Origin of the sequence: Roseateles sp. SL47, assembly GCF_026625885.1 — a bacterium.
Lineage (GTDB): Bacteria > Pseudomonadota > Gammaproteobacteria > Burkholderiales > Burkholderiaceae_C > Roseateles.
Genome location: NZ_CP113068.1, coordinates 4,980,091 through 4,992,238 on the forward strand (window position 1 = coordinate 4,980,091; position 12,148 = coordinate 4,992,238).

Genomic DNA, 12,148 nt, shown 5'->3' on the forward strand with positions numbered 1-12,148 from the left:
CCACGAGGCGGCATCCAAAAAAAGCAGCCTGCGGGCTGCTTTTTTTGTGGGCCCGTGAGCCGAACCACCCCAGGGCGCTCAAGTTCGATTCGTCGGCGCGCCGTGATGCTTGTCGGACATCGTCTGATGGGTCCGCTTCGCCACCTTGGTCGACTTCGCCTTGTTGGGCTTGGCAGACTTGGAGGCTTTGGCATGTGGGGCAGCCTTGCCGGACTTGGCCGATTTCCCGGGCGTCCCAGGCCTGGCGGACTTCGCGGGCTTGGCAGGCTTCGCGGCCGACTTCCCGGACTTGTGCGCAACCGCCTTCTTGGCACCCGCCTTCTTTGCAGGCTGCTGCCCCGCCGACTGAGCGGCCACATGCCCAGGGTGCGAACCCGCCACGGCGGGAGCCGCCCTGCCCTCCAACACACCCTGCGACACACCCTGCGACCCCCCCTGCGACGCACCCTGTGCCATCGCTGCGGGCGCCAGGCACAGCGCAAGGGCTGCAGACATCGCCAGCGTGGCGCCGACTAGGGCGCCCACTGTGACGGCCTTGTTGGCGGCCTTGTTGGTGGACAGGGGGGTCATGAATACCTCAGCGTCAAATCGTCAACGTCAAATCGTTCCTGCGGGAGACTTGGCAGTCTAGCGCCAGCCCCGGGGGCCACACCCACCGACCAGGTCAGACAAACTCGCCCTGGCGCAACCATTTGGTCGCCACCCACTTCTCCCCCTCCAACACCGGGGCGCCACCGTGCAGGGTGAGCGTGCCGGGCTCCGGACGGTCGTAGCTGAAAAAGACGGCATTGCCCTTCTGCGCCATGACATCCAGCTTGACGTCGGGAAAGACGGTGGCACCCCCGCGTGTGGGCGTGTTCAGATACATCACCAGCGTGCCGACCCGCTGCCCACCCCGCTGCAGAATGGCCTTGCTGCTGGCATGGCGCGGGTCGAAGTAGTCGTAATGCGGCTGGTATTCCGCACCGGTGCGATAGCGCAGCACCTGCAAGCCCTCACCGTTGCGCAGCGGCCAATTCACCAGGGTCGCAATCCGGGCCTCAATGCGCTTGACCACCTCGGATTCACCACGCTCGAAGAACATGCCCTCGCTGGTGCGGGCGGCATTCACCTCGCTCCCCTCTTTCTGGGACGCCACCGTCTCAGACCGGGCCAGGCGCGCCCGAGCCGCATCCACGATGGCATCACATTCGTCGTCCGTGAGCAGGCCACCAAACACCACCACCCGAGGACGCTGCAAGGTCATCAGCACCTGCACCCGATGTCCGTCGGGCAGTTGCACCGAACGTTGATCACCCAGATCCGGCTCCGGCACCAGCCCCGGCTGCACCACCGGCTCCGCGACCGCAGGCAGGCTCAGTGCCGGCTCCTGCGACGGATGCTCTTCCAGCGCCTGCCGCGCCATTTCAGGCTGCCAGCCGCTGCTGAGCATGGCCTGGTACAGCGCCTCGCGCGTGATGCCGTTGTGCAGTTGCGCCGTGATCCACTGGCGAAGTTCGGTGGTGAGATATTGCGAGCTACTCATGTTGCGTGCCTGCCCGTCCCTGGGGATGCTCCTATGGTCTGTCAGTCCATCAGCCGCCGGCGGAAAACCAGCCGGTCCGGCGTGCTGACATCGGAAGCGTAAGCGTAGCCGTCCACAGCGAAGTCCTGCAGAGCGGCTGGTGTCTGGATGTGATTCTGGATCGCATAACGCGCCATCAATCCCCGCGCCCGCTTGGCGAAGAAACTGATGATCTTGTAGCGGCCGCCCTTCCAGTCCTCAAACTGGCATTCAATGACGCGCGGCTTCAGCGACTTGCGGGCAGCGGCCTTGAAATACTCCTGCGACGCCAGATTCACGATCACCGGCGACTGCAGTTGTGCGCAACGCTCATTGAGATGCTCGGCAATGGTGTCGCCCCAGTAGGCATACAGATTCCCACCCTTGGGATTGGCCAGCGAGGTCCCCATTTCCAGACGATAGGGCTGGAGACGGTCCAGCGGACGCAGCACGCCGTAGAGCCCGGACAGAATGGCCAGGTGCTGCTGCGCCCATTGCAGATCGGCCACATCGAGGCTGGTGGCCTGCAAGCCGTCATACACGTCGCCATTAAAGGCCAGCACGGCGGGTTTGCTATTGCTGTCAGTGAAACGGGAGGACCAGGCCTCGTAGCGCGCCAGATTGAGCGACGCCAGGGCATCGGAGATGTCCATCAAGCTGGAAATATCGGCCTGGTTTTTGGCCTTCAGCAGCTCGATCAGTTCAGCGGCCTGGGGGACAAAAGATGGACGTGTCGCCAGGGCAGCCACCTCGGCGGGTGTCGGCGTGTCGTAGTCCAGTGACTTGGCAGGAGAGATCACATACAACATGCTGTCAATTGTCGCCGAGCTATCGAACCACTGGATCGAGCCAGCCACGGGGTTCGCCCTCGGACACATTTGGCGACACACAGGTCCACGGACTCGACCCGGGCAACGTCCATCAAAAGCGCCGATCAGAAGCACCGATCAGAAGCACCCATCCGAGACAGCCATCCGCAGCACCATCAAAAAAGCCACCCGAAGGTGGCTGCTTGCGAGCACGCTAACTCAGCGGGCCAGCAGCCCATTGATGGCGGTCACATCCTCGGGGCGCAGCTGGCCAGAAGCCTGGCGGAGCTTGAGGCTGTTGACCAGCACGTCATAACGCGCCTTGGCCAGATCACGCTGGGTGGTGTAGAGCTGCGTCTGCGCATTCAGCACGTCCAGGTTGACACGCACGCCCACCTTGTAGCCCAACTGAGTGGCTTCCAGCGCCAGCTTGGTGGACGACTCCGCCGCCTCGTAGGCCTTCACCTGAGCCAGCAGCGACTGCACGCCAAAGAAAGCGCGCTTGGTGTTCTCTTCCACACTGCGGCGGGCGTAGTCCAGGTCATTGCGAGACTTCTCCTCCAGCGCCACCGTCTCACGAATACGGTTGGTGATGGCGCCGCCGCTGTAGATAGGCACGTTCAACGCCACCGCCGCCGTGGCGTTCGTGAGATTGCCGGTATAGCTCAAGCCGGTACCGGTCTGGCGCTGTGCGCCATAAGAGCCGGTCAGGTCCACCGTCGGCAGCCGGGCCGCCTTGGCCTTGTCGATCTCCAACCGGGCCACATCCAGGCCCAGTTGCGCCTTGCGGATGGACGGATGACCACTTTCCGCCGTACTCACCCACGAATCCACCGTGGTGGGCGTCACCGGCGGCAACACCACCGGCGTGGCCAGCGGACGCGGCTGCACGCCCACACGGCCCACCAGTTGATCCAGCGTCACCTGCTTCACCCGCAGGTCGTTGTCCGCCGCCAGTTCCTGGGCGGTGGCCAGGTCATACCGGGCCTGTGCTTCCCGTGTATCGGTGATGGTGGCCGTACCCACCTCGAAATTGCGCTTGGCCGAGGCCAGCTGCTCGGCAATCGCCGCCTTGTTGGATTGCGAGGTCGAGAGGGCATCCTTGGCCGCCAGCACATCAAAGTAGGCGGTGGCAATGCGGATGATCAGGTCCTGCTCGGCCGTATCCAGATCGGCCTGAGCCACTTCCACGTTTTTTCGGGACTGCTCGATGGTGACGCTGTTGCTGCGATTGAACAGCGCATAAGAGGCGGACAGCCCCACCGTGCTCACCGTGTTGCCGTAGCGATCCCGCGAGACCTTGCTTGGCGGATCGGTTTCGGTGCGGGTGGCGCTGGCGCCCAGCCCCACGGTGGGCCGGTTCAGCGCCTCGGACTGCCCCAGCTGGTACTGGGCCGATTCGGCCACGGCGCGGGCGGCCAGATAGGTCGCGTCATAGGTACGAGCCGCTTCATACACCTCCTGCAGGCTCTGCGCGCGGACGGCACCCGCCAGGCCAAGGGCAGCCATCAACAGCGTCATCCGCGGCAGGTGGCGGGTCAGGGGCGTACGGCGATCAGCGGCCATGAGGCTTCCTCTTGTCTATGTAATGTTCTCGAACAGGAATGGAATCAATACCGCGGCACCGAAGGGTCGATCTCCCGCGACCAGGCGTCGATGCCGCCGGCGAGGTTATAGACCACATCAAAGCCGTGTCGTGCCAAAAATGCGACGACCTGCAGACTTCGGACACCGTGATGACAATAAACGGCGATGGGCTGCTCTGGATCCAGCCGCTGCAGGTCAGACGGAATGTCCCCCATGGGCATATGCACACCGGCAAGACCCGGCACATCGATGCGAGCCAGCGCCACCTCCCAAGGTTCGCGCACATCCAGCAGCAAGGCGGCCGGCGTCTGCCGGGCCCAGTCCTGGAGCTCCTGAACGGTCAGGATCTGCATCGATGAGGGGGGCACGTGGCCAGGGCATGCATGGGGGATTCCGCCGCCGGTCAGAACGTGAAGTGCGAGCCGGTGTCAAAGCCAGGCAGACGCTCCACCACCGTCTCGAACAGGTTCTCACGCTTGAATTCGCGCTCACCGGTCCGGTAGGTGATGGTGGCCGTCATGGCCGGCTCGTCGCCGATGATGGCCCCCAGGCGCCCACCCACCTTGAGTTGGTCCAGCAGGGCCTGCGGCACCTGATGCACCGACCCCGACAGCAGGATCACGTCAAACGGGGCTTCATTGGCCAGGCCCTTGGCCCCGTCGCCCTCCACCACCGTGACGTTCAGCAGCCCCGCACGGCGCAGCGATTCACGCGCCTGTGCCGCCAGCGCGGCATCCCGCTCGATGGTGAACACCTGTTGCACCTTGTAGCCCAGCAGGGCCGCCAGGTAGCCGGTGCCGGTGCCGATTTCCAACACCTTCTCATGGCGCTTGACCTGCAACTCCTGCATCCAGCGGGCTTCCACCCGGGGCGGCAGCGCATGGCGCCCCGGGCCCAGCGGCAGCTCGACGTCGGTGAAGGCCTTGTCGCGCAGCGGTGCGGGGACGAAGTCCTCGCGCTTCACGACGGCCAGCAGATCCAGCACGGAGGTATCCAGCACATCCCAGGGGCGGATCTGCTGCTCGATCATGTTGAAGCGGGCTTTTTCGAAGTTCATGTCCAGTCCTTCCGGTGGCCCCATGGCGCACCGATGCGGGCGATATTCTAGGCGTCGACGCGCGGCATGCCGTCGTCGCGCGGGCGGTTGAGAAGTCCCTTGAAAAGCAGCTCCATGTGCAGCTCAATCACCGCTTCAGGTTGTTTCTTGGGTCCGAGGTCCAGGCCGCAGGCGCCAATGGAGTATTGATGCAGCACCATGTGCAGGATCGGGCCGATCAGCACATGCACAGCCGTGTCAGGGTCCACCGGCCGGAATTCCCCGCTGGCTACGCCGCGGCGGACGACTTCAGCCAGCATGTTGCAGCTGGGGTCGATGACCTCATCCACGTAGAACGCGGCAATGTCCGGGAAGTTGCGGGCCTCGGCCAGCATGATCTTCATGATGCCGCCCGCCGGGGTCAGCCCCAGCCGCATCCACCATTCACGCATCAGCCAGACCAGCAGATCGGCCATCGGGCCCTGATGCTTATCCAGCCCTTCCCGACCTTCGGCGATCTTGCTGCCCAGCGACTCTCGAATCACCGCCTTGAACAGCTCTTCCTTGGAGGGGTAATACAGATAGAGCGTGCCCTTGGACACTCCCGCCCGCGCGGCCACCTCTTCCGACCGGGTGGCGGCAAAGCCCTTCTCGACAAACAACGCCAGGGCCGCGTCCAGCAGTTCCTGCGGACGAGCCTCTTTGCGCCGCTGACGCAGTGCGATGGGTTCCTTGGATGGGGACGACATGTTCAGTACTGACTAACCGGTCAGTACTGTAGCGCTGCGCAGGAGGAGCGGCAAGCGGCCAAGCCCTGAAGAACGGGGGAGCGCAAGCTGACGGGGCCTTCACGCGCCCGTCCTCAAGCTGTCTGCGAGCTGTCTGCGAGCTGTCTGCGAGCCGTCTGTACGCTTTCCAAGGTTCATTCAAGGGTATCTGACGGTGAGTGTGCTGCTAATTCACCCGTATCGGCCGCTATCATGCGCCGGCTCCGCCCCGATGTCCGGAAAGCGGACGGTAGCCACCTGGAGTTGATGTTGGACACAGTGATGTTGATCAAAGCCGCGATCATGGGGATCGTGGAAGGCCTGACCGAATTTCTGCCGATCTCCTCGACCGGCCACCTGATCCTCGCCGGCTCGCTGCTCGGTGGTTTCAGCGACACCAAGGGCAAGGTCTTTGAGATCGCCATCCAGACCGGGGCCATCCTGGCGGTCATCATCGTCTACTGGCAACGCCTGCGGGAGACCGCCGCCGGCCTGGGCAATGATGTCCGCGCCCGCCGCTTTGTGCTGAACGTGCTGATCGGCTTCCTGCCCGCCGTCATTCTGGGCCTGCTGTTTGGCAAGGCCATCAAGGCCCACCTGTTCACCCCGATCGTGGTGGCCACCACCTTCATCGTGGGCGGCTTCATCATCCTGTGGGCCGAACGACGCCCGGCCAGCACCATACGTGTGCAGGAGGTGGACCAGATGACGCCGCTGGACGCCCTCAAGGTCGGCCTGGTGCAATGCCTGGCCATGGTGCCAGGCACCAGCCGTTCGGGCTCCACCATCATCGGCGGCATGCTGCTGGGCCTCTCGCGCAAGGCGGCCACCGATTTCAGCTTCTTCCTGGCCATCCCCACGCTGATTGGCGCCGGGCTCTACAGCCTCTACAAGGAACGCGAGGCCCTGGCCGTGGCGGACGTACCGCTGTTTGCCGTGGGCCTGCTGTTCTCCTTCATCAGCGCCTGGATCTGCGTGCGCTGGCTGCTGCGCTACATCGCCAGCCACAGCTTTGTGCCGTTTGCCTGGTACCGCATCGCCTTCGGCATCGTTGTGCTGGTGACCGCCTATACCGGCGTGGTGGTCTGGCAGGACTGATCCACCCGCAGGCGACGGCTTTTATCAAGCCGTCCCGGGGGTTTTCAACGGGTCAGATCCTGCCGGACGGGCACTTCGTCGCACCCGGCTGACCCTGTTGCCCGCCTGACCAGGCGCCGGTCGCTAGAATTGCCGCATGACCATCACGATCAAGACCGGCGCCGACATCGACGCCATGCGCATCGCCGGCCGCCTCGCTTCCGAGGTGCTGGACATGCTCACCCCGCATGTCAAACCGGGCGTGACGACCGAACACCTGGACCAGCTGGCCCACGACTACATCGTCAACGTCCAGCAGGCCATTCCGGCCCCACTGAACTACCAGCCGCCGGGCTACACGCCCTACCCCAAGTCCATCTGCACCTCGATCAACCATCAGGTGTGCCATGGCATCCCGAACGACCGCCCGCTGAAGAACGGTGACATCGTCAACATCGATGTGACGGTCATCAAGGACGGTTGGCATGGGGATACCAGCCGCATGTTTGTGGTGGGAGAAGGCTCGATTGCCGCCAAGCGGCTGTGCAGCTTTACCTACGAAGCCATGTGGAAGGGCATCCAGAAGGTCAAGCCGGGCGCCCGCCTGGGCGACATCGGCCATGCCATCCAGACCTTTGCCGAAAGCGCCGGGTTCTCGGTGGTGCGCGAATTCTGCGGCCACGGCATCGGCCAGAAGTTCCATGAAGAACCGCAGGTGCTGCATTACGGCCGCCCCGGCACGCTGGAAGAGCTGGTCCCTGGCATGGTGTTCACCATCGAACCGATGATCAACGCCGGCCGCCGTGAGATTGGCGAGATGCGCGACGGCTGGACCATCGTCACCAAGGACCGCTCGCTGTCCGCCCAATGGGAGCACACCGTGCTGGTGACCGACACCGGTTATGAAATCCTGACCCAGTCGGCCGGCACCCCTGCGCCGCCGGCGTTTGTGCAGCCTCAGGTGGCTTCGGCCTGATCCATGCGGCGCTCAGGGCTGAACGCCGCCGGATGGGCCCGCCGCCAGCGCTTTCCATGAGCACCAGTCCATGAGTGCAGTCCCTGCTCCAGCGGCCGCCCCAGCGGCATCCTCCGACTCCCCGGCCTCGCCCCCCTGCAGCCCTCCCCCGGAGGCGCCGCTGAGCATCGCCACCCTCCGCCAGGACTTCAAGGCCGGCAAGCTGGCCCTGCTGCACGAGTTTGCCCAGGCCAAACCGTCCGTGTCTGCCGCCACGCGGCTGATGCGGCTGCTGGCCCGCCATGTCGACGCCACGCTCCAGGGGCTTTGGACCTGGTCCGGCCTGGCCACGCAGGCGCCGGAGGCCGCGCTGGTGGCGGTGGGGGGCTATGGGCGCGGCGAGCTGTTCCCGCATTCGGATGTGGATGTGCTGCTGCTGTTGCCCGAAGGGCTGGCCGCCGACCAGCCCGGCCCGCTGAAGCAGGCCATCGAATCCTTCATCACCGCCTGCTGGGACATCGGCCTGGAGATCGGCTCGTCGGTCCGCACCGTGCGTGAATGCCTGGACGAAGCGGCCGGTGACGTCACCATCCAGACCGCCCTGCTTGAATCCCGCTGGCTCGCGGGGGGCAAACCGCTGGTGCGCCAGTTCGACAAGGCCTTCTGCAAGGCCCTGGACCCACGCGCCTTCATGCGGGCCAAGACGCTGGAAATGCGCCAGCGCCACACCAAATACGAAGACACGCCCTACGCGCTGGAGCCCAACTGCAAAGAAAGCCCCGGCGGGCTGCGCGACCTGCAGGTGCTGATCTGGATTGCCCGGGCAGCCGCACTCGGCAAGACCTGGGCGCAACTGGCCGCCAAGGGGCTGATCACCTCGCTGGAAGCGCGGGCGTTGCAGCGCAATGAAGGGGTGCTCAAGCTGATCCGCTGCCGCCTGCACATCGTGGCGGGCCGGCGTGAAGACCGGCTGGTCTTCGACCTGCAGACCGCCGTGGCCGAGAGCTTCGGTTATGCCTCCACCCCGTCGCTGCGCGCCTCGGAGCACCTGATGCGCCGCTATTACTGGGCGGCCAAGGCGGTGACGCAGCTCAACCTCATCACCCTGCTCAACCTCGAAGAACAGATCAACGGCACACGAGACAACGAGCTGCGGCCGGTCAACGAGTTCTTCGTGGAACGCTCCGGCATGCTGGAGGTCGCCACCGACGATCTGTACGAGCGCCATCCGGAGGCCATCCTCCAGACCTTCCTGGTCTATCAGCAGGCACCTGGCATCAAGGGCCTGTCGGCCAAGACGCTGCGGGCGCTTTATCACGCCCGGGGCCTGATGAACAGCGGCTTTCGGCGCGACCCGGTCAACCGCGCCACCTTCCTGAGCATCCTGCAGCAGATGCAGGGGCAGACCCACGCCTTCCGGTTGATGAACCAGACCTCGGTGCTGGGGCGTTACCTGTGGCCGTTCCGCGCCATCGTCGGGCAGATGCAGCACGACCTGTTCCACGTCTACACGGTGGACCAGCACATCCTGATGGTGCTGCGCAATGTCCGGCGTTTCTGCGTGCCGGAGCACACCCACGAATATCCGTTCTGCTCCCAACTGGCCGTGCAGTTCGACCGGCCGGAGGTGCTCTACATTGCCGCCCTCTTCCATGACATTGCCAAGGGCCGCGGCGGAGACCATTCCGAGCTGGGGGCCATCGAGGCGCGTCGTTTCTGCCGGGCCCACAGCCTGTCGAAGGAGGATGCGGAGCTGGTGGAATTCCTGGTGGAGCATCACCTGACCCTCTCCCGGGTGGCCCAGAAGGAAGACCTGTCCGACCCCGACGTCATCGAGCAGTTCGCCACGCTGGTGAAGGATGAGCGCCATCTCACCGCGCTGTATCTGCTGACGGTGGCCGACATCCGTGGCACTGGCCCCAAGGTATGGAATGCCTGGAAGGGCAAGCTGCTGGAGGACTGCTACCGCCTGACGCTGCGCGCGCTGGGTGGGGCCAAACCGAATCTCGCCGCCGAAATCGAGGGGCGCAAGACCGAAGCACGGCACGCGCTGGCGCTGCTGGCCCAACTGCCGGGCACCGAAGACGCGCTCTGGAAGACGCTGGATCTGAGCTACTTTGCACGCCACGACGCGCAGGACCTGGCCTGGCATGCCCGCGCCCTCTGGCGCCATGTGGACAGCTCCGCGCCGGTGGTCCGGGCCCGCCCTTCACCGGTGGGTGAAGGGCTGCAGGTGCTGGTGTATGCGCGGGATCTGCAGGACCTGTTCGCCCGCATCTGCGGCTACTTCGACGGCGCCGGCTTCAACATCCTGGATGCCAAGGTGCACACCACACGCACCGGCTACGCGCTGGACACCTTCCAGGTGATCGCCCCGGAACTGGACCTGCATCACCGCGACCTGACGGCGCTGGTGGAATCCAAGCTGTCCCAGGCCCTGGTGTCGCCGAACCCACTGCCAGAACCACGCAAGGGACGGTTGTCCCGCCGGGTGAAGAGTTTCCCCTTCACCCCCCGGGTGGACCTGCGCCCGGATGAACGAGCCCAGCGCTGGCTGCTGTCGGTGAGCGCGACCGACCGCGCCGGGCTGCTGTATGGGATCGCCCGGGTGCTGGCCCGCCACGGCATCAACCTGCAACTGGCCAAGGTCTCCACCCTGGGCGAGCGGGTGGAAGACACCTTCCTGCTGGACGGTGCCGCCCTGCAGCAGAGCCGGCTGCAACTGCAGATCGAGGGCGAGCTGCTGGATGTCCTGTCGGTCAACTGAGAACACGGTCTGAATCCCTATCACACCATCTCCTCGTCCGAAGCCTTTGCCCGGCTGGACCAGTTCCACCACATCATCGATGTGCGAACGCCGCTGGAATTTGCGGAAGACCACCTGCCCGGCGCGTTGAACTGGCCGGTGCTGAGCAACGAAGAACGGGTGACGGTAGGCACGCTCTACCGCCAGGATCCGCTGGAGGCGCGCAAGGTGGGCGCCGCCATGGTGGCTCGCAACATCGCCCGACATCTGGATGAACAACGTGGCCTGATGCAGAAGCACTGGCGCCCGTTGGTCTACTGCTGGCGGGGTGGCCAGCGTTCGGGCAGCATGAACTGGTTTCTCAACCAGATCGGCTTCAAGTCCAAGCAGTTGGTCGGCGGGTACAAGGCCTTCCGTGGCGAGGTGCGCAAGACGCTGGACGAGCAACCGTCACGGCTGCGCTTTGTGGTGCTGTGCGGCCGCACCGGCACCGGCAAGACCCGGCTGCTGCGCCATCTGGCCCAACAGGGCGAGCAGGTGCTGGATCTGGAAGGTCTGGCGCTGCATCGCGGGTCGGTGCTGGGCGCCCTGCCAGATCAACCCCAGCCCAGCCAGAAGGCCTTTGACACCGCTCTGTGGCAAGCCCTCTCCCGACTGGACCCCCAGCACCCGGTGTTTGTGGAAAGCGAAAGCCGCAAGATCGGCAGCGTGCAGTTACCCGACTCACTGCATCAGCAGTTGCGCGATCGTGGGCACTGCATCTGGGTGTCGATGGAAGACACCGGGCGGGTGCAATTGCTGCTGGAGGACTATGCGCACTTCCAGTCCCAGCCGGCAGCGTTTGGCGCGCTGCTGGAAGGCCTGGTGAGCCTGCGTGGCCGGGAACGGGTGCGGCGCTGGCAGGCGATGGCCACGGCCGGCCAGTGGGCGGAGGTGTTTGGCGAGCTGATGCGGGACCACTACGACCCCGGCTATGAACGTTCGCTCACCAACCACTTCCCGCAGTTGGCGCAGGCGCCTCGGCTGGCGCTGATGGATGCCAGCGCCAGCGAGCTGGCGCGTGTGGCCTGCGATGTGCGGACGCTGGTGAATCCAGCGGGTTGAGCACACAGGGGCCGGACGCTCGGCCCACGGGCGGCACCAAGGCCGCCCGATTCGCAAGCTGGCGGCACCAAGGCCGCCCGATTCGCAAGCTGGCGGCACCAAGCCCGCCAGATTCGCAAATTGGCGGCACCCAGGCCGCCAGAGCCCTCCGCGCGATGCGGATCAGACCGCCAGCAGCTCCACTTCAAACAGCAGCGTGGCATGCGGGGGAATCACACCCCCCGCACCGTAAGCCCCATAACCCAGCTCCGACGGGATGACCAGATAACGGGTGCCGCCCACCTTCATGCCCTGCACACCTTCGTCCCAGCCCTGGATCACTTCGCCGCCCCCCAGATGGAAGCGGAAGGGATCACGACGGTCCTTGCTGGAGTCAAACTTGCGGCCGCGCTGGCCGTCCTTGAACAGCCAGCCGGTGTAGTGCACGGTCACGCGCTTGCCCGCTTCAGCCACGGCGCCCTCGCCTTCCACGGTGTCCTGGAATTGCAGGCCGCTGGCGGTGCTGGTCAGGGTCAGCGAGATCG

At 65.1% G+C, this 12,148-nt stretch carries 12 protein-coding genes; 4 read left to right on the plus strand and 8 right to left on the minus strand.

Annotation, left to right across the window (positions count from 1 at the left end; genetic code table 11):
• Positions 1-78: 78 nt before the first annotated feature.
• From OU995_RS21510 to OU995_RS21540, 7 genes are all read right to left on the minus strand, one after another.
• On the minus strand, positions 79-570 hold the full coding sequence (locus OU995_RS21510) for a hypothetical protein (protein ID WP_267832173.1): 492 nt from the start codon (positions 568-570) through the stop codon (positions 79-81).
• A 94-nt stretch (positions 571-664) separates the two neighbouring features.
• On the minus strand, positions 665-1,525 hold the full coding sequence (locus tag OU995_RS21515) for a 2OG-Fe(II) oxygenase (RefSeq protein WP_267832174.1): 861 nt from the start codon (positions 1,523-1,525) through the stop codon (positions 665-667).
• A gap of 41 nt (positions 1,526-1,566) precedes the next feature.
• Complete coding sequence (gene yaaA, locus OU995_RS21520) at positions 1,567-2,352, minus strand: peroxide stress protein YaaA (RefSeq protein WP_267832175.1); 786 nt, start codon at positions 2,350-2,352, stop codon at positions 1,567-1,569.
• Positions 2,353-2,571: 219 nt separating this feature from the next.
• Entirely contained in the window at positions 2,572-3,918 is a 1,347-nt protein-coding gene (locus OU995_RS21525; protein ID WP_267832176.1) for a TolC family outer membrane protein, read from the minus strand.
• A gap of 44 nt (positions 3,919-3,962) precedes the next feature.
• Positions 3,963-4,292 carry a rhodanese-like domain-containing protein gene (locus OU995_RS21530; protein ID WP_267832177.1) on the minus strand — a complete coding sequence of 110 codons (330 nt, stop codon included), beginning with the start codon at positions 4,290-4,292 and terminating at the stop codon, positions 3,963-3,965.
• A gap of 50 nt (positions 4,293-4,342) precedes the next feature.
• Positions 4,343-4,996 carry a protein-L-isoaspartate O-methyltransferase family protein gene (locus OU995_RS21535; RefSeq protein WP_267832178.1) on the minus strand — a complete coding sequence of 218 codons (654 nt, stop codon included), beginning with the start codon at positions 4,994-4,996 and terminating at the stop codon, positions 4,343-4,345.
• A 47-nt stretch (positions 4,997-5,043) separates the two neighbouring features.
• Complete coding sequence (locus OU995_RS21540; protein ID WP_267832179.1) at positions 5,044-5,724, minus strand: TetR/AcrR family transcriptional regulator; 681 nt, start codon at positions 5,722-5,724, stop codon at positions 5,044-5,046.
• A gap of 288 nt (positions 5,725-6,012) precedes the next feature.
• Between OU995_RS21540 and OU995_RS21545 the strand changes: the two genes are divergently transcribed.
• The 4 genes from OU995_RS21545 to mnmH all read left to right on the plus strand — a co-directional run bounded on the left by OU995_RS21545 (position 6,013) and on the right by mnmH (position 11,624).
• On the plus strand, positions 6,013-6,840 hold the full coding sequence (locus tag OU995_RS21545) for an undecaprenyl-diphosphate phosphatase (protein ID WP_267836328.1): 828 nt from the start codon (positions 6,013-6,015) through the stop codon (positions 6,838-6,840).
• 136 nt (positions 6,841-6,976) lie between these two features.
• A complete protein-coding gene (gene map / locus OU995_RS21550) occupies positions 6,977-7,795 on the plus strand; it encodes a type I methionyl aminopeptidase (RefSeq protein ID WP_267832180.1) in 819 nt (272 codons plus the stop codon).
• A gap of 70 nt (positions 7,796-7,865) precedes the next feature.
• Complete coding sequence (locus OU995_RS21555; RefSeq protein ID WP_267832181.1) at positions 7,866-10,541, plus strand: [protein-PII] uridylyltransferase; 2,676 nt, start codon at positions 7,866-7,868, stop codon at positions 10,539-10,541.
• A gap of 27 nt (positions 10,542-10,568) precedes the next feature.
• On the plus strand, positions 10,569-11,624 hold the full coding sequence (mnmH, locus tag OU995_RS21560) for a tRNA 2-selenouridine(34) synthase MnmH (protein WP_267836329.1): 1,056 nt from the start codon (positions 10,569-10,571) through the stop codon (positions 11,622-11,624).
• Positions 11,625-11,786: 162 nt separating this feature from the next.
• Here mnmH and OU995_RS21565 read toward each other — a convergent pair whose 3' ends face one another.
• Entirely contained in the window at positions 11,787-12,140 is a 354-nt protein-coding gene (locus OU995_RS21565) for an FKBP-type peptidyl-prolyl cis-trans isomerase (RefSeq protein WP_267836330.1), read from the minus strand.
• Positions 12,141-12,148 lie beyond the last annotated feature (8 nt).